Here is a 16,477-nt window from a genome sequence, read left to right as displayed (position 1 = left end):
TGGATCGCGCGGATCACGACGATAGTCGCTGGCTTCGCCGTTCGGTCTTGAATGTCGTCCGATCGAACACCTCGGTCGACCGGGTCGTCAGCGACGGCAGGAACAGCCATTCGTTGCTGGCGGCGCTGCGGGTGAGGTTAACCACCATATAGCCGCGGCGGCTGGTGTCGCACCACTTCAGGAGCGGGTTTGTCGCGGTAAAGTCCGCCGCAATCGCTTTGGGGTCGCCGCCGAAGCGCTTGTCGATACCGAAAGACGAGACGCTGTGGCCCGCAAACTCGACGCCAACGGGCTTTCCGTCGTGGACGAGATCTGACGCCCACGCATTGTGGCTGTCGCCGCTCAACACGACCAGATTCGCCTTCGCCTGCGCGGCACTGCCCAGCAACCGATCGCGCGCGGCGGGATAGCCATCCCAGCGGTCGAGCCCTTCCGGAATGCCCATCTGCGTCAGCATCGCGGCAAAGCGCAGCTCGGCTTCCGCCTTCGGGGCCGGGGCGACGTTCGGTGCATACCAGGACGGCTTGACCGTCGGCAGAAGCAATGGGGCCATCACTGTCTGCTGCGCCAGTATCTGCCACCGCGTCCCGTCACGGGTGGAACGGGCGATCCCGTCGCGCAGCCATTGTTCCTGTGCGGCGCCCATCATCGTTCGCGCGGGGTCTGCAAGCGGTCCCTTGCGGAATGCCTCCGCCGCGGCACGCGGATCGCCGCCGGCGCGCAAAATCTCGCTCAGTTCGAGCTGCTTCGTGCGGCCGATCAATCGGGTTTCGAGTCGGAACATCGTGGCGAGATCGCCGATCTGATAACTGGCATAATCCGCATTGGCCATCGGCAGCCATTCGCGGAAGGCACGGATGCCCGCCGCCTTGCGTATCTCCCATGGCCCGTCTTCGGGGCCATGGTTCTTCGCGCCGTTGGTCCAACTGTTGTTGGCGGTTTCGTGATCGTCCCACATCGTGATCATCGGGAAACGGCGGTGGAGTTCCTGCAATGCGGGGTCGGCGCGATAGCTTGCGTAGCGCAGCCGATAATCGATCAGCGAGATGGTCTCACCCGTCGGTGCGATCTCCCGCGCTTTCGCCAGCGCCGGGATCGCGTCGGACCGATCGGTCGGCGATTCATAGATATAGTCACCGAGGTGAACGATGAGATCGATATCTTCGCGGGTCGCGGCGTGCGCATAGGCATTGAACCAGCCCGACGTGGCATTGGCGCAGGAGAACACGCCGATGCGGAAGCTTTCGATCGATCCCGCCGGCAGCGTGCGGGTTCGGCCGACGGGCGACATACTGCCATCCGGCGCGGTGAAGCGATAATAATACCAGCGGCCCGGCTTCAGCCCGGCCGGACGCGCGTGCGCGCAATGATCGTTAATCGGCGACGCGGTCGTCGTCCCGCGCGCGGCGATGCGCTTGAAGCGATCGTCCTCCGCGACCTCAACCGCCAATGTCGTCTCGCCGCCTTCGGCGGCAATAAAGCGCGTCCAAAGCACGATACTGTCGCGTGTCGGATCGCCGCTCGCGACCGAATGGGTGAAGCCCGCGAGCGGCGCCGCCCCCAGCCGCATCGGTGCGAGCAGCGAGACGGCCGGCGCCAGTGCGGCGGCGCGGAGAAGAGTACGGCGATCCCAGAGAACAGGCATGGTGGCTCCAATCCCGATGCCGCCTAGCACGCGCTTTGTGACAGCGCGGTGACGCCCGCGAGCCTTGGTTTTCGGCATGGGCACTGTCATCGATCGGTCTTGTGGAGGCAATATGAGAGTCTTAACTCTCGTTTAGGCGCTCCCCCGATGGCGCGGCGCAACGCCGCTTTCCGGGGGACGATCCAATGCAGAAATTCTCATCGAAGATGGCGGGCGCCAGCAGTTTCGCACTGCGTCTCGCGATGCTGGCGGGTGTCAGTATTCCGACGATCGCATATGCGCAGGATGCGGCCGACGGCATTCAGGGCGACGAGATTGTCGTCACCGGCGCCCGCGCCCAGCGTGAACTCGCGATCGAGCGCAAGCGCGACCAGGTGACGATTTCGGACGTCGTCGCGTCGGACGGGATCGGCAAGCTGCCCGACTATAATACGGCCGAGGCTTTGCAGCGTCTCCCCGGCGTGTCGGTCCAGATCGACCAGGGCGAACCCCGCTACGTCGTGGTGCGTGGTATCGATCCCAATCTCAATCAGGTCACCGTCGACGGCAATCTGGTCGGCATTCCCGAAGCCGAGGGGCGCCGCGTCGCGCTCGACACCATCCCGTCCGATCTGGTCGCCGCGATCGAGGTCGTGAAGGCGGTCACCCCCGATTATGATGCCAATGCCATCGGCGGCAGCATCAACCTCGTCACGCCGACCGCCTTCGACAAGAGCGAGCCCTTCACCTACGGCACGCTGCGCGGATCCTATAACAACAAGTCCGAAAAGCTGGGCTATGGCGGCAGCCTGACGCACGGCGGCACGTTCGGCGCCGACAAGGAATTCGGCATCGTCGTCGCGGCGAGCTATTCGAAGCGCTACATCGACAGCGATCTGGTCGAACCGACCAACTGGGCAACCTTCACCACCGCCGGCACCTCGATCAACGCGCCGACCAATCTGGTGATGTTCGATTATCGGATCATGCGCGAACGCATCGGCGGGATCGTCAATCTCGACTGGCGGCCGAACGACGACACCCGCGTCTATCTGCGCACGATCTACAACCAGTTCACCGATCATGAGGAGCGCGATCAGTTCAACTTCGTGCTGCTCAACGGTGGCACGCCGACGGTGCTGAGCCCGACCTCGATCCGTTTCCCCAATGGCCGCGCCACCCGCCAGTTCCGCCAGAACAACCAGACGCAGAAGCTCTACAACATCTCCCCGGGCGTCGAATGGACCTTCGGCGCGGTCGAGGCGGAGCTGAACTACACCTACGCGCATGCGCAGGAACATACGCCGATCCGAGACGACCTGGAGTTCCGCACGGCCGCGAACCGCACCGCGACGCTCGATCTGTCGGGCAAGCGCCCGGCCTTCGCCGCGATCGATCCGACGCTCTATGATCCGGCCGCTTTTCCGCTGCGGCGTATCCGCGAACGGCGCGAACAGATTGACGAGGATCTGCACACCGCCCGCGCCGACTTCAAGATCGCACTCGATGACGGTGCCACCAACACGTTCGTGAAGGTCGGCGCCAAGTTCATCGATCGCGTGAAGGATCGCGATAACCAGCAGTCGCAGCGCGACGCCGTCGGCAATTCGACCTTCGCGCAGACGGGGCAGGTGCTGTCGCCGCCGGACGATTTCTACAACGGCGAATATATGTTCGGCCCGCGCATGAACTATCAGGGCGTGCTCGATTTCTACAATCGCAACCCGCAGCTGATCGCCCTCAACGCCGGGCAGACGGCGATCAACAATGCGTCGCTCGATTATCGCATCCATGAAAAGATCTACGCCGGCTACGTCATGGCCAATGTCGAGCTGGGCGATCTGACCGCGATCGGCGGCGTGCGCATCGAGCGGACCGAGGGGCGATACAACGCCAACCAGCTCCGCACGACCACGGGCATCACGCCGCTGCGCTTCGGCAAGAACTACACCCACGTCCTGCCCAGCCTGCACCTGAACTACAATGTCGCGCCCGACTTCAAGCTGCGCGCGGCATGGACCAACACGCTCGGCCGCCCGAACTATGATGCGGTCGTGCCGACCTTTACCGAGGATGCGGGCGTCGGCACGGCGGGCAATCCCAACCTCAAGCCCTATACGTCGATGGGCTTCGACGCCTCGGCCGAATATTATCCGGGCAGCGACAGCATCGTCGCGGTGGGCATGTTCTACAAGCGGCTGAAGAACCCGATCTTCACTCAGACGATCCAGAACACCAGCTTCGCGGGCGTGCCGCTCACCTCGCTGTCGCAGCCGCAGAACGCCGATCGTGGCGAACTGTTCGGCATCGAGGCGAATGTGCAGAAGCGCTTCACCTTCCTGCCCGCGCCGTTCGACGGCTTCGGCATGTCGGCCAACGCGACCTATGTGAAGTCGAACGTCGACGTGCCCGGTCGTGAGAACGAGGATCTGCCCTTCTTCCGCCAGTCGGACTGGATCGCCAACGCGACCCTGTTCTTTGAAAAGGGTCCGTTCGAGGCGCGCGTCGCGCTCGCCTATCGCTCATCCTATATCGAAAATGTCGGCAATGCGGCGCAGGGGACCACGGCCGATATCTATGCCGGCCCGCGCACCGTGCTCGACGCGCGGGTCAGCTACCGGGTGATGAAGGGGGTCGAACTGTTCGCCGCAGCGTCCAACCTCAACGAAGCGCCGATGACCTTCTATCAGACGACCAAGCGCCAGACCTATTCGCGCGAAGTCTATTCGTGGAATGGCGACTTCGGCGTCAGCGTGAAGTTCTGATCTTGCGAATGCCCCGCGTGGCAATCACTGGCGCGCGGGGCAACATCTCATATTCGATGGCTCAGCGGCCGCCTTGTTGCGGCTTCGGACAAGTATAGAAGATGATGCATCCTTCATGATCGGGTGCCGACGAGAGGATCAGCAATGCCAACCGCGGACGGGCGGGCTAAACCGCAGCAGGGTCGTTCGCAGCAGACCTATGAACGCCTGCTCGACGTCGCGGGCGAACTCGTCGCCGAACAGGGTTTCGAAAGCATCTCGACCAACCTGATCTGCGCGCGCGCAGGCTTCGCCCCGTCGGCGCTCTATCGCTATTTCAAGGATAAATATGGCGTCCTCGAGGCACTCGGCGAACGCCTGATGGTCCGGCAGAACGAGGCGCTGGAAGCGTGGGTCGCACGCCATCAGCCGGGCGGGCTCGATCATATGCGCAGCCATATCGGCGAGCTGTTGCACGATACCGCAGTGGCCACGAACAGCGTGCCCGGCGCTGTGTGGATATTGCGCGCGCTCCACGCTTCGCCACGGATGGTCAGCATCCGTCTGGAATCGCACCGATATGTCACCGATCGGCTGACGGAGGCCTACGCCTCCTATCTTCCCGGAGTTGATCGTGAGGAATTGTGGCGTCGATTGCGCCTGTCGGTGGAAGTCGGTTTCGCGATCGACGAGATGTTGCAGGAGGAGGATCGCGTCTCGCCGGAAGCGGTCATGCGGCAGACCGCCCAGATGCTCCGCGCCAGCGCGATCGAGTGACCTTCGAAGCGGCCGGCTCATCCAGCGCTGACGCTTATCGCACCAACGCCACACCGATACGAAAACGGGTGATGCGGCGATTATAGTCGAGCAGATTTTCGCCATAGCCATGGAAGCTTTGGCCGAAGAGGTAGAAGTCCGGCCCGCCGCCCAGCAGCGAGCGCAACGGATAGGAAATGTCGGCGGATATCGCACCCTTGCCGCTATCGATATTGAAGCGGGACGAGGTGGACAGCCGCGGGCCGTCTTCCTGGCCGATTTCCAGGAACAGACCACTATTGCCGCGATAGCGCCGGATATCGGGATTGTCGGATCGATCGCCGACATACAGCCATAATCGTGGAGCGACCGAAAGGCGCCAGCCGTCGCCCAGCGAAAAGGCGCCCATCGGCGCGACATAGGCCATGTTGATGCTGCGCGACGCGGCGCCGGCGCGGCCGTTCGATTCATGGCGCAAGCCGATCTGTCCGCTCAGCGTCGCGCGGTCCGACAGCGCCAGGGGCTGCGACAGATAGAAGAGTTCAGGCTGATAATCGACGTTGCGAAAGGGAGAGGACGACGCCCCCAGATCCCAGAACATGCGCTGGGTATAAGCGAAATAGAGGCCGTCGCGGATCGAGGCATGCCGGCTCTCCCGCGCGCGGCTGCCGTAGAGCTGATATTTGAAGCTGATCTGGATGCGCGCGTCGGTGTTGGTGCCCGGGCCATAGACCGCATAGATCGGGTCATAGGCCGACAGATTGTCGAGGAAGGCGTTGCCGACCGAGCGATCCGTCGCCGGCGGCGTCACCGGCGCGGGGGACGACGCGGCCATCTGCTCCGCGGGCGTCGCCAACGCCGGGGTGAGCGCAACCTGCTGGGAGCTCCAGCGCGCTATCGACAACAGGGCGCCGGACGTCGCGTCGACGGCGCTCAGGCGATAGTGCGCGGACACGAAGCCACCGGCCGGGATCGTCAGCGAAGTGGGCGTATCCGCCGCGCGTTCCAGCCAGATCGCGCGCGATGCACCGTCGGCGGTGGCGATTTGCGCTTCGACCCGATCCGGCAAGTCGAGGGTGCCGGCCGCCGCACCAGGGTTCAGCAAGCGCAGATCGACAAGCGCGCCGCCGCCGATTTGTACCCCTGCCCGACCGATCACGACCTCGATGCCGCTGCCCTGCGCATAAGCGGGCGTTGCGACCAGAACAGCGGCGACGAGCGCCGGCAGCCTCCAGCGCAAACGGCACGCGCGTTTGATCATTTCCGCGTTGCTCATCGCCTGCGTCTCCCGTTGGCGGACTCAGCGACCGGCCGTAACGACCTTGATGCGCAATGGGGCATCGCCGGCTGCGATGGCGAGGAGACGATCGACATTCGGATGCGCGCCCGGCCGATTGCGCGCATCTTCCGTATGTTCGCCGAACACGATCAACCCATGTTCGGCCGCCTGTCCATCCAGCATGTCGAAGCACTGGGCGAGATAATTATAGACGGCCAGCGAACCCTGCTTGCCAGGCTGATTTTCGATGCTGGCGGCCACAGTGCCGGCGCTGTCGATCAGGTCGATACGCTGCACATCATCGATCGGCGGCAGCTGCTGAAGGGTGTCCTTGAACGTTGCGCCTGGTTGAATCATCGCAGCTCTCTCGAACCTCGTGGTTGTGATGCGCGGCGCTCTAACAGGTTGATGGGCCGTCCGCCACGCTGTGCGGGGTGGCAAGCGGCGGGACGCCCGGATAGGGTCGATCGATGCTTCGATCGATGTTCCTTGGTGCGCTGCTCCTGCTCCTGACCGGCTGTTGGACCAGCCGTCCCTGGTTTGCCGCATCGGATGGCAAGCCGGTCATTCCGGATGGCCATTATCGCTTCGTCACGGGCGAAATGCCGGGGGAGGGCGATCTGCTTTCGACCCACAACGGTCCCGACGGAAGCATGGCGATCGACGGTGGCGATCAGCGACTGGTCGCGATCCTCGTCCCGCTCGGCAAAGGCGATACGCATCGCCACATCGTCCAGCTCCAACGCGATGATGGCGTGGCGCGCAACGCGCTGTTCATGCTGCTCGACGACAGCAAGGGGCGATATCGGCTGGCGCTGCTGCCCTGCGCAAAGCCGTGGTCGGAGCGTGCCGAGGCATCGGGCGGTTCGATCGTGCGCGATCCGCAATCGGCGGCGAGCTGCATCTTCGCGACGCGCGCGGCACTGCTCGCCGCACTCACGGCGGTTTCGAAAAGCGCCAGCTTTGACCTCGAATTGATCCCGGAGGCACGATGAACCGCCGCGCTACGATTGTTGTCCTGATGTTCGCGCTGCTCGCTCCGGCATCGGCGGGGGCGGACGAGACGCCGAAGGGCGCGATCGTCGCCAAGCCTTCGTCGGCGAAGGTGTTTCCGTATGAGGCGGGTATTGTGGACCTGCTCGTCACGGGGGCGGCCGCGCGTAGCCTGTACGACGCCCTGCCCGGACAAGGGCAGGAGCAGGCGTGCGGCGCGATCGGGCTACACAAGGGCGACGGCAAGATGAGCTGCGCGAAAACCGGCGATGATTACGCGTGCCACATCTGGCTCGACGTGAAGGCGCAGGCACTCGCCCTGCCCGAGACCGACGACTGCTGAGACGCGTCAGGCCCGATCGCGGAAGGGCGAGGGGACAAGAAAAGTGAACAACCCGGCCCACAACAGCCCGAAACCCCAGCCAGCCAGAACATCGCTCGGCCAGTGAACGCCCAACGCCAGGCGCGAGAGGCCGACGAGGATCGGGAAGATCAGGCAGGCGGCGGCAGGGGTCGGCGGCGTCCTGAACAGCAGCAGCATGGTGGCCACGGTCAGCATCGATCCGGCGGCGTGTGAACTGGGGAAGCTGGCGGAGGACACGTCGACCAGATGGCCTGCGGCGTCTGGCCGGACCCGCCCGATCGTCTCCTTCAGCAACTCGATCGCGATCCGGCCCGATCCGATCGCCGCGAACAACCATAAGCCGGCCTGCTGCGCACCACGAAGCACCAGCATAAGCACGACGGCCAAAGCGAAGGGGATCAGCGCCGCGGCGCCGCCCATCCGCGTGACCGCGATGATCGCGGGCACGGAGCGCCCGTCCGCAGCGGCATGAAGCCACGCGGCTACCGGCACTTCCTGTTGCTGATGCCCGAACCACAAAGCGAGGCCGGCGAGCAGAAGCACGGTCCCCAGCCATATCGCGATCTTCGGTTTCATGCCGCCCCCTAGCAACCGATGCCCTGCCGCGTCAGCAATCTATTTGACGGGCATCTTTTCGAGCTTGCGGGCCAGAGTGCGCCGGTGCATGCCCAAGCGGCGGGCGGTTTCCGAGATGTTGAAGCCGGTTTCAGCCAGCACCTCGTTGATCATCTCCCACTCGTGGGTCTTGATCGATGAGGATCGCGCCGTGACCCGAACGTCGGGATCGCCTGACGCCCGGCCGAAAGCCGCCTCGATATCGTCGGTGTTGGATGGCTTTACCAGATAGTGGCACGCACCCAGCTTGATCGCCTCCACCGCCGTCGCGATGCTGGCATAGCCGGTCAGCACGACGATCAGCATTGCGGGGTCGATTGCATGGAGCTTCGCCACGCACGGCAGGCCCGAGGCATTGCCGAGCTTGAGATCGACGACGGCATGGCCCGGCGTTTCCGCGTCGAGCAGCACGTCCAGCTCGGCCGGGCTGGCGGCAACCCGGACGCGATAGCCGCGCCGTTCGAAGGACCGTTGCAGCGTGCGCGCGAAGGTCGCGTCGTCCTCGACGATGATCAAGCTGTGATCGTCCATCAGCGGGCTCCCGCGTTGACGAGCGGCAGCAGCAGCCGGACTTCGGCGCCCCCGCTTTCCCGATTCCGCGCTTCGAGCCGACCGCCGAGATGGCGCATGGTGTTGCTGGCGAGGAACAGGCCGAGGCCGTGGCCGACGCCCTTGGTCGATTGATAGAGGGTGCCGACCTTGCCCAGCGCGGCGGGTGCGAAGCCGGGGCCGGAATCGCGCACCACGATCGCCAGCATCTCGTCCTCGATCGTCGCGTCGAGCCATATCCCGTCGGGCGATACTTCGGCGGCGTTGTCGAGCAGGTTCCAGATCGCCTGGCGTAGCGCGGGATCGGCCGCGATGACGACGCCGGCGGCTCCCGCGCGATCATAGGCCAGCGGGACTGGCATATGGGGGGCGCGCCATTCCGCGACGGCCGCGTCGAGGAACGCGGCGGCGGCGAGGCTCTCCATCGCTTCGCCGCGCGGCTGCCCCGCCGAATGCAGAATGTCCGACACGATCGCCTTGCACCGCTGGACCTCGCCAACCATTTCGTCGACTTCGCCCGCGAGTTGATCGTCCTGCCGGATTGAAGGCACGCGGCGCCAGTCGGCCAGGATGACCGAGAGCGTGCCAAGCGGGGTTCCGAGTTCGTGCGCGGCGCCGGATGCGAACAGGCCCATGCGGACGATGCCCTCTTCCTCTGCCGCATGCTGGCGCAGATCGGCGACGTGCGCGTCGCGGGCGCGCAGGTTGCGGATGATGCGGATGATGAACATGCCGAGCAAGGTCGCGACCATCACGAAGCTGATCCAGCGGCCGATCGCAAACAGATCGACGCCCCCGGCGGCGAGTTCCGGTGGCAGCCGCAAGGGCACAGAGCGAACGCTCAGCAGCGCGTAGCTGAGGGCCGTCGCAGCGCCCAGAACAGCCGCCGACGCGGCTTCCAGCAGGATTGCGCCCAGCACCACCTGCAGCAGATAGAGCGAGATGAAGGGATTGCCCGCGCCGCCGCTGAAATAGAGCTGGAGCGTGAGGACGCCCATATCGACGAGCAGCGCGAGCATCACCTCCCGCTCGCGGACGTGATGGCGCTGCCTTGCCAGCGTCGCGAGCAGGTTCGTTGCCGCCAGCAGCAGCGCCACGCCCAGCATTTCGGCGACGGGCAGCGCCACGCCCAGCCCATAATGGACGAACAGGATCGCGATCGTCTGCCCCGCCACGGCAATCCAGCGCAGCTGGATGAGCTGGCGCATATTCTCCGCCGCCACCGTTTCGGTGGTGGAGCCGGCGGGCCTGCGCGCGAGCGCGAGGAGCGGGGCGTCCATCAGCGCGGCCGGGCCTTTGCGAGCAGGAAGGCCGCAAAGCCGCTCAGCCCCGCCAGACCGAACCAGGTGAGTGCATAGACCAGATGGTTGTTGTTGAAGCGGACCACGGTGAGACCGCCTATCGGATAGGCGGCGGAATTGGGAGAGGCATCGGCGTCGACGAAGACCGGCGCGATCGGGCCAAGCCTGCGCGCCGCGGCAATCGCGGCGACGTCACGCGAATACCAGCGGTCGGCGACAGGGGCGTTCGCGCGCAGGAAGCCGCCATGCGGTTCGGAGATGCGCAGCAGCCCCGTCACCGTGACGTCGTGCGCGCGCTCCCGCGGCGCACGCCATCCCGCCGGCACGAAGCCCCGATTGACCAGCACTATGCCCTGCGCGGTTCGCAAGGGGGTGAGCAGCCAGAAGCCCGCACCACGCTCGGTCAACGCCTGAACCCGCGTCGTCTTGTCGTGCAGCAAGGTGCCGGTCGCGGTGACCCGGCGATATTCGTCGCCCCGCGCGTCGGCGATCGGCACGGGTGGGGCGTGGATTCGTGCCTCGACGCGGGCGATCAGGTCGAGCTTCCACGCCCGCCGCTCGACCTGCCAGACGCCAAGCGCCCCGAAGCCGAGCATGAGGATCAGCGCCAGCGCGATCAGGGCCGCCCGTTTCATGGCGCGGCGCTCAGGGTTGGGCGTCCATCCCCGAACCCATCATCGGCATCATGTTGGAGTTGAGGTGGTACATGATCCACAGCGAACCGATGATCACGATCAACACCAGGACGGCGGTGAACGCATAAGCCAGCAGGGTCCAGCCGCCCTCCGAACTGGTGTTGACGTGGAGGAAACAGACGGTGTGCACCAGGATCTGGACGACGGCCGCCACGATGATCGCCAGCGCGGTGGTCTGCGGATCGAACACATGGTTTATCACCAGCCAGAACGGACCGGCGGTCAGCACCACCGACAGCAGGAAGCCGATCAGATAGGTGCGGCGCGAACCGTGCGGGGCGGCGGCGTGGGTGGCGTGGCTCATCACAGGACCCCGAGCAGATAGACGAAGGTGAAGACGCCGATCCAGACGACGTCGAGGAAGTGCCAGAACATACTAAGGCACATCAGCCGGCGCTGGTTTTCCGGATGCAGCCCGCGCTGCGACAGCTGCACCAGCATCACCACCAGCCACAATATGCCGAAGCTGACGTGCAGCCCGTGCGTGGCGACCAGAGTGAAGAAGGCTGAGAGGAAGGCGCTCGTCTGCGGCGTTGCGCCTTCGTGGATCAGCGTGCTGAACTCGTACAGCTCGATTCCCACGAACGCGGCACCGAGCAGGCCGGTGATTGCCAGCCACGCCTTGGTGCCGCCCAGCTTGCCTTCCTGCATCGCGATCATCGCGAAGCCGTAGGTGATCGACGAGACCAGCAGGATCGCTGTGTTGAGCGCGACGAGCGGCAGTTCGAAAATCTCCCGAGGCGAAGGGCCACCGGCAAAACTGCCACTCAGCACGCCATAGGTCGCGAACAGCGTCGCGAAGATGAGCGCGTCGCTCATCAGGTAGATCCAGAAGCCCAGCAGCGTCGCGCCGCCGGCGTCGTGATGCTCCTCCTCGGTGACGAAGAAGGTGGTGTCGGGCACGGTTTCGGCGCTCATGGTCACGCTCCCGCCGCGAGCAGCTTCGTGCGCGCGTCTTCCTGTTCGGCTACCTCATCCGCCGGGATATGGTAGTCGCGGTTATAGTTGAAGGTGTGGATGATCCCGCCGATCAGCAGCGCACCCGCAGACAGCGCGGCGAGCCACCAGATATACCAGACCATCGCGAAGCCCAGCACCATGGCCAGCCCCGACAGGATCACGCCCGCACCGGTGTTGCGCGGCATGTGGACCGGAAGGAAGCCCTTCACCGGCCTTTCGGCACCACGATCCTTCATGTCGTACCACGCGTCCAGATCGTGGACCTGCGGCGTGAAGGCGAAGTTATAGGCGGGCGGCGGCGAGCTGGTCGACCATTCGAGCGTGCGGCCGTTCCACGGATCGCCCGTCGTATCGCGCAGCTTGTCGCGGTTGATGATGCTGACCGCGATCTGGATCACGAAGGCCAGGATCCCGATCAGGATGATCACGGCGCCGATTGCGGCGATCACGAACCAGATCTGCAGGCTGGGATCGTCGAAATGGTTCACGCGGCGCGTCGTGCCCATCAGGCCGACGATATAGATCGGCGTCCAGGCGACCCAGTAACCGATCACCCAGCCCCAGAAGGTTACCTTCCCCCAGAACCGGTCGAGCCGGAAGCCGAACGCCTTGGGGAACCAGTAATCCATCCCCGCGAACAGGCCGAACACGACGCCGCCGATGATGACGTTGTGGAAGTGTGCGACGAGGAACAGCGAGTTGTGCAGCACGAAGTCGGCCGGCGGCACCGCGAGCAGCACGCCCGTCATCCCGCCCACCACGAAGGTGAGCATGAAGGCGACCACCCACATCATCGGCAGTTCGTAGCGGATTTCGCCGCGATACATCGTGAACAGCCAGTTGAAGATCTTCGCGCCCGTCGGGATCGAGATCACCATCGTGGCGATGCCGAAGAAGCTGTTGACGCTGGCGCCCGATCCCATCGTGAAGAAGTGGTGCAGCCAGACCAGGTAGCTCAGGATCGTGATGACGACCGTGGCATAGACCATCGACGAGTAACCGAAGAGGCGCTTGCCGGTGAAGGTCGACGTGATCTCGGAATAGATGCCGAACACGGGCAGGACCAGGACGTACACCTCCGGGTGCCCCCAGATCCACACCAGGTTCCAGTACATCATCGGGTTGCCGCCGAGATCGTTGGTGAAGAAGTTGGTGCCGACATAGCGATCGAGCATCAGCAGCGCGAAGGCACCGGTCAGAACCGGGAAGATCGCGATGGCCAGCACGTTGCTGCACAGCGCCGTCCAGGTGAAGATCGGCATCTTCATCATCGACATGCCGGGCGCGCGCATCTTGATGATCGTCGTGACCATGTTGATCGCGGATAATGTCGTGCCCACGCCCGCTATCTGCAGCGCCCATAGATAATAATCCGGCCCGGTATCGGGGCTGTTCTGCAGGTTGGTGACCGGCACATAGTTGAGCCAGCCGCCGCGCGAAAATTCGCCGACGAACAGCGATACCATCACCAGCAGCGCGCCCGCCACCGTGAGCCAGAAGCTCAGGTTGTTGAGGAAGGGGAAGGCCACGTCGCGCGCGCCGATCTGCAGCGGCATGACATAATTGACGAGGCCGACGATCAGCGGGATCGCGACAAAGAAGATCATGATCGTCCCGTGTGCCGAGAAGATCTGATCATAATGGTGCGAGTTGAGATAGCCCTCGCTCGCCCCGAACGCGATCGCCTGCTGTGCGCGCATCATCAGCGCGTCGGCAAAGCCACGCAGCAGCATGATGATCCCCAGGATCATGTACATGATCCCGATCTTCTTATGATCGACCGAGGTGAACCATTCGCGCCACAGGAAGCCCCACAGCTTATACTTGGTGACCGCGGCGACGATGCCGAGGCCCAGCGTCATCACCACGATGAAGGTGACGAGCAGGATCGGTTCGTGGACCGGGAAGGATTCCCAGGTCAGGCGACCGAAGATCGTCTTGATGACGGATTCGTCGAACATGATGGCTCCGTCGATCAGGCGGCGGCGACGCGGGCGGTGCCCGGCGCGGCGTGATTAAGGTTGAGCGAGCTGTGGTGGTCGTGGTGCTGGCCGGCCGCGGGCGGCGGTGACTGGCTGCCGGGCTGCGGGGTGACGCTTTCGCCACCCTTTTTCTCCTGCCCTTCCTTGAAGACCGCGCCTTCCGGCTTGCCTTCTTCGGGCTGCGAACCGTGCATTCCGGTCATGCAGGGGGTGCCCGGCTTGGTGCAGCGCTGCAGGATGCGGCGGAACAGATCGCCATCGACCTGCGAGAAACGCATGACCGGCACACGCTGGCTGGGCTTTTCGAGCTCCAGGTAGCGATCGGTGTCGAGCGCCACGCCACGGGCACGGACGCCCGCCACCCAGGTCGCGAACCCATCGTCCTTCACGCCATGCAGCTTGAAGCGCATATGCGAGAAGCCGGCGCCGCTATAATTGGCGGACAGGCCGTCATACGTTCCTTCGCGGTTGATCACCGCGTGGAGCGTGCTGCGCATCCCCGGCATCGTATAGATCATCCCCGCCAGCGTCGGCGCGTAGAAGGTGTTCATCATGTTGGTGGACGTCAGATCGAACCGCACCGGCCGATCGACCGGCAACACCAGCTCGTTCACCGTGGCGACGCCCTGTTCGGGATAGATGAACAGCCATTTCCAGTCGAGCGAGACGACCTGGATCACCAACGGCTTGACCTTGGGATCGACCGCCTTGGTCGCCGACACGCGGTCGAGCGGGCGGAACGGATCGAGCAGGTGCGTGCTCCACCATGTCAGGGCGCCCAGGCAGATGATGATCAGAAGCGGCGCCGACCAGATCACCAGTTCCAGCGCGGTCGAGTGATCGAAATTGGGGTCGTATTTCGCGCCCTTGCCCTTGCGATACCGCAAGGCGAACACGACGATCAGCACCATAACCGGTACGATGATCAGCAACATCAGCGCTGTCGAGATATAGATGATGTCGCGTTGCTGCGCCGCGATGTCGCCCGCTGGATCGAGCACGGCCCGGCTGCAGGACGACAGCAGCATCGCCGCCGAAAGGATGGTCGCGGCCTTCAGGGGACGCGGGATTGCAGGAAAAGGATGTTCGCGCATGATCACCGCCTATCCCGGTGGGCCGCCGTGCCGACATTGGACATTTTGTCCTATCCCCCTGACGATGCATTTCTGGTGCAAGGAGCGCCGAAACAAAATACTATCAGGCTTGTCCGCCGGAGCGAACCCTTATGACTGCACCGATCGCCGGATCGAATTCGACCTCCCTTGAGCGCGACGCGCGGCACCTGTCCGCGCGCGATCATCGCATCGCGCCCGGCGAGATCGCCATCGGCGTCGTCGTGGGGCGCACCAGCGAATTCTTCGACTTCTTCGTCTATGCGATCGCGTCGGTGCTGGTGTTTCCGTCGCTGCTGTTTCCCTTCGTCGATGCGGTGACGGGCACGCTCTATTCGTTCGGTCTGTTCTCGCTGGCGTTTCTCGCACGGCCGCTCGGTTCGGCTTTGTTCATGTGGATCGATCGCCATCACGGCCGCGGCGTGAAGCTTACCATCGCCCTGTTCCTGCTGGGCGGATCGACCATGTCGATGGCGTTCGTGCCCGGTTATGATCAGATGGGCACGGCCGCGATCTGGATGCTGGCCGTGCTGCGGATCGGGCAGGGCATGGCGCTGGGCGGCGCATGGGACGGGTTGCCGTCGCTGCTCTCGCTCAACGCGCCGGCGAACCAGCGCGGATGGTATGCGATGATCCCGCAGCTCGGCGCGCCGCTGGGGCTGATCGTGGCGGCGGGCCTGTTCGCGTTCTTCCTGACGACGCTGTCGGATGCCGATTTCCTGTCATGGGGCTGGCGCTATCCCTTCTTCGTCGCCTTCGCGATCAACGTGGTGGCTTTGTTCGCCCGCCTGCGGCTGGTCGCGACGCCCGAATTCCAGCATCTTTTCGAAAGCCGCGAGCTGCAGCCGGCGCCCTTCTGGGAAACCGTGCGCCTCGATTGGCGCACGATCGCGCTGGGCTCCTTCGCGCCACTGGCTAGCTTCGCCTTGTTCCACCTCGTCACGGTGTTCCCGCTGTCCTGGGTCATCCTCAACACCGGCGAATCGGCAGAACGCTTCCTGTTGATCGAGATCGTCGGTGCGATGGTCTGCGTGCTGGCGATGCTCGCGTCGGGCGTCGTCGCCGATCGGGTCGGGCGACGCGCGGTGCTTGGTATCTCGGCCGGGCTGATCGCTGCCTATAGCGGCTTCGCGCCGCAACTGCTGGGCGCGGGCGGGCTTGGCGAGGCGGTCTATATGCTCGCGGGCTTCGTCCTGCTCGGTATCGCCTTCGGCCAGTCCTCGGGAGCGGTGAACGGCAGCTTTTCCAGCGAGCGCCGCTACACCGGCGCCGCCACGGTCGCCAATCTCGCCTGGCTGATCGGCGCGGGCTTCGCGCCGCTGGTCGCGCTGGCGCTGGCGACGCGGTTCGGCCTGTGGTCGGTCGGCGCCTATCTGCTGTCGGGTGCGATCTGCACGCTGGCCGCGCTCCTGATCAACCGTGACTGGGCGCGGCCGACCAGCGCGGGATAAGCCGCAGTCCCTCATCCTTAAGTCTAACCCTACCGAGCCGTTTACTGAATCC

The 16,477-nt window shown here is 64.5% G+C and carries 16 protein-coding genes; 5 read left to right on the top strand and 11 right to left on the bottom strand.

Translation table 11 applies throughout. The features are described from left to right. Positions 1-13 precede the first annotated feature (13 nt). On the bottom strand, positions 14-1,645 hold the full coding sequence (locus FYJ91_RS04815; RefSeq protein ID WP_181008352.1) for an alkaline phosphatase D family protein: 1,632 nt from the start codon (positions 1,643-1,645) through the stop codon (positions 14-16). 185 nt (positions 1,646-1,830) lie between these two features. On the opposite strand from FYJ91_RS04815, the gene FYJ91_RS04810 reads away from it, so the two are divergent. Both FYJ91_RS04810 and FYJ91_RS04805 read left to right on the top strand, forming a co-directional pair. Further along, the gene (locus FYJ91_RS04810) at positions 1,831-4,389 is read left to right on the top strand and encodes a TonB-dependent receptor (protein WP_149521108.1); all 2,559 of its coding nucleotides are present in this window, start codon (positions 1,831-1,833) and stop codon (positions 4,387-4,389) included. 144 nt (positions 4,390-4,533) lie between these two features. Beyond that, the gene (locus FYJ91_RS04805; protein ID WP_149521107.1) at positions 4,534-5,145 is read left to right on the top strand and encodes a TetR/AcrR family transcriptional regulator; all 612 of its coding nucleotides are present in this window, start codon (positions 4,534-4,536) and stop codon (positions 5,143-5,145) included. Positions 5,146-5,179: 34 nt separating this feature from the next. Here the strand turns inward: FYJ91_RS04805 and FYJ91_RS04800 are convergent, their stop codons facing one another. Both FYJ91_RS04800 and FYJ91_RS04795 read right to left on the bottom strand, forming a co-directional pair. After that, positions 5,180-6,400, bottom strand: coding sequence for a phospholipase A (locus tag FYJ91_RS04800; RefSeq protein ID WP_246152429.1), 1,221 nt, complete (start codon positions 6,398-6,400; stop codon positions 5,180-5,182). 24 nt (positions 6,401-6,424) lie between these two features. Next, complete coding sequence (locus FYJ91_RS04795) at positions 6,425-6,760, bottom strand: DUF2322 family protein (protein ID WP_149521106.1); 336 nt, start codon at positions 6,758-6,760, stop codon at positions 6,425-6,427. A gap of 113 nt (positions 6,761-6,873) precedes the next feature. On the opposite strand from FYJ91_RS04795, the gene FYJ91_RS04790 reads away from it, so the two are divergent. Next, positions 6,874-7,398: a hypothetical protein gene (locus tag FYJ91_RS04790; RefSeq protein WP_149521105.1), complete on the top strand. Its 525-nt coding sequence runs from the start codon at positions 6,874-6,876 to the stop codon at positions 7,396-7,398. Beyond that, a complete protein-coding gene (locus FYJ91_RS04785) occupies positions 7,395-7,739 on the top strand; it encodes a hypothetical protein (protein ID WP_149521104.1) in 345 nt (114 codons plus the stop codon). The genes FYJ91_RS04790 and FYJ91_RS04785 overlap by 4 nt, the downstream gene beginning before the upstream one ends. 6 nt (positions 7,740-7,745) lie before the next feature. On the opposite strand, the gene FYJ91_RS04780 is transcribed toward FYJ91_RS04785, so the two are convergent. The 8 genes from FYJ91_RS04780 to cyoA are packed head-to-tail and all read right to left on the bottom strand — an operon-like array spanning position 7,746 to position 14,890. Next, complete coding sequence (locus FYJ91_RS04780) at positions 7,746-8,336, bottom strand: phosphatase PAP2 family protein (protein WP_149521103.1); 591 nt, start codon at positions 8,334-8,336, stop codon at positions 7,746-7,748. 39 nt (positions 8,337-8,375) lie between these two features. Further along, entirely contained in the window at positions 8,376-8,906 is a 531-nt protein-coding gene (locus tag FYJ91_RS04775; RefSeq protein ID WP_149521102.1) for a response regulator transcription factor, read from the bottom strand. Continuing rightward, positions 8,906-10,204: an ATP-binding protein gene (locus FYJ91_RS04770; RefSeq protein WP_246152427.1), complete on the bottom strand. Its 1,299-nt coding sequence runs from the start codon at positions 10,202-10,204 to the stop codon at positions 8,906-8,908. Before FYJ91_RS04770 ends, FYJ91_RS04775 begins: the two co-directional genes overlap by 1 nt. Next, positions 10,204-10,860 (bottom strand): SURF1 family protein, encoded by a 657-nt coding sequence (locus FYJ91_RS04765; protein ID WP_149521101.1) that lies wholly within the window; start codon positions 10,858-10,860, stop codon positions 10,204-10,206. Before FYJ91_RS04765 ends, FYJ91_RS04770 begins: the two co-directional genes overlap by 1 nt. 10 nt (positions 10,861-10,870) lie before the next feature. Further along, on the bottom strand, positions 10,871-11,224 hold the full coding sequence (gene cyoD / locus FYJ91_RS04760; RefSeq protein ID WP_149521100.1) for a cytochrome o ubiquinol oxidase subunit IV: 354 nt from the start codon (positions 11,222-11,224) through the stop codon (positions 10,871-10,873). Beyond that, positions 11,224-11,838 (bottom strand): cytochrome o ubiquinol oxidase subunit III, encoded by a 615-nt coding sequence (cyoC, locus tag FYJ91_RS04755; protein ID WP_149521099.1) that lies wholly within the window; start codon positions 11,836-11,838, stop codon positions 11,224-11,226. The genes cyoD and cyoC overlap by 1 nt, the downstream gene beginning before the upstream one ends. Before the next feature lie 2 nt (positions 11,839-11,840). Continuing rightward, the gene (gene cyoB, locus FYJ91_RS04750) at positions 11,841-13,841 is read right to left on the bottom strand and encodes a cytochrome o ubiquinol oxidase subunit I (RefSeq protein ID WP_149521098.1); all 2,001 of its coding nucleotides are present in this window, start codon (positions 13,839-13,841) and stop codon (positions 11,841-11,843) included. A 14-nt stretch (positions 13,842-13,855) separates the two neighbouring features. Continuing rightward, on the bottom strand, positions 13,856-14,890 hold the full coding sequence (gene cyoA / locus FYJ91_RS04745) for a ubiquinol oxidase subunit II (protein ID WP_425473985.1): 1,035 nt from the start codon (positions 14,888-14,890) through the stop codon (positions 13,856-13,858). 197 nt (positions 14,891-15,087) lie between these two features. Between cyoA and FYJ91_RS04740 the strand changes: the two genes are divergently transcribed. Beyond that, positions 15,088-16,425 carry an MFS transporter gene (locus tag FYJ91_RS04740; RefSeq protein WP_149521096.1) on the top strand — a complete coding sequence of 446 codons (1,338 nt, stop codon included), beginning with the start codon at positions 15,088-15,090 and terminating at the stop codon, positions 16,423-16,425. Positions 16,426-16,477 lie beyond the last annotated feature (52 nt).

It is taken from the genome of Sphingomonas montanisoli (assembly GCF_008274695.1).
GTDB classification, from domain to species: domain Bacteria; phylum Pseudomonadota; class Alphaproteobacteria; order Sphingomonadales; family Sphingomonadaceae; genus Rhizorhabdus; species Rhizorhabdus montanisoli.
This window is presented reverse-complemented; position numbering and strand designations above follow the sequence as displayed.

Excerpts from the sequence above, each read along its gene's own strand:
- FYJ91_RS04815 (WP_181008352.1), bottom strand. The coding sequence starts at position 1,645 with ATGCCTGTTCTCTGGGATCGCCGTACTCTTCTCCGCGCCGCCGCACTG.
- FYJ91_RS04810 (WP_149521108.1), top strand. The coding sequence starts at position 1,831 with ATGCAGAAATTCTCATCGAAGATGGCGGGCGCCAGCAGTTTCGCACTG.
- FYJ91_RS04805 (WP_149521107.1), top strand. The coding sequence starts at position 4,534 with ATGCCAACCGCGGACGGGCGGGCTAAACCGCAGCAGGGTCGTTCGCAG.
- FYJ91_RS04800 (WP_246152429.1), bottom strand. The coding sequence starts at position 6,400 with ATGAGCAACGCGGAAATGATCAAACGCGCGTGCCGTTTGCGCTGGAGG.
- FYJ91_RS04795 (WP_149521106.1), bottom strand. The coding sequence starts at position 6,760 with ATGATTCAACCAGGCGCAACGTTCAAGGACACCCTTCAGCAGCTGCCG.
- FYJ91_RS04790 (WP_149521105.1), top strand. The coding sequence starts at position 6,874 with ATGCTTCGATCGATGTTCCTTGGTGCGCTGCTCCTGCTCCTGACCGGC.
- FYJ91_RS04785 (WP_149521104.1), top strand. The coding sequence starts at position 7,395 with ATGAACCGCCGCGCTACGATTGTTGTCCTGATGTTCGCGCTGCTCGCT.
- FYJ91_RS04780 (WP_149521103.1), bottom strand. The coding sequence starts at position 8,336 with ATGAAACCGAAGATCGCGATATGGCTGGGGACCGTGCTTCTGCTCGCC.
- FYJ91_RS04775 (WP_149521102.1), bottom strand. The coding sequence starts at position 8,906 with ATGGACGATCACAGCTTGATCATCGTCGAGGACGACGCGACCTTCGCG.
- FYJ91_RS04770 (WP_246152427.1), bottom strand. The coding sequence starts at position 10,204 with ATGGACGCCCCGCTCCTCGCGCTCGCGCGCAGGCCCGCCGGCTCCACC.
- FYJ91_RS04765 (WP_149521101.1), bottom strand. The coding sequence starts at position 10,860 with ATGAAACGGGCGGCCCTGATCGCGCTGGCGCTGATCCTCATGCTCGGC.
- cyoD (WP_149521100.1), bottom strand. The coding sequence starts at position 11,224 with ATGAGCCACGCCACCCACGCCGCCGCCCCGCACGGTTCGCGCCGCACC.
- cyoC (WP_149521099.1), bottom strand. The coding sequence starts at position 11,838 with ATGAGCGCCGAAACCGTGCCCGACACCACCTTCTTCGTCACCGAGGAG.
- cyoB (WP_149521098.1), bottom strand. The coding sequence starts at position 13,841 with ATGTTCGACGAATCCGTCATCAAGACGATCTTCGGTCGCCTGACCTGG.
- cyoA (WP_425473985.1), bottom strand. The coding sequence starts at position 14,890 with ATGCTGCTGTCGTCCTGCAGCCGGGCCGTGCTCGATCCAGCGGGCGAC.
- FYJ91_RS04740 (WP_149521096.1), top strand. The coding sequence starts at position 15,088 with ATGACTGCACCGATCGCCGGATCGAATTCGACCTCCCTTGAGCGCGAC.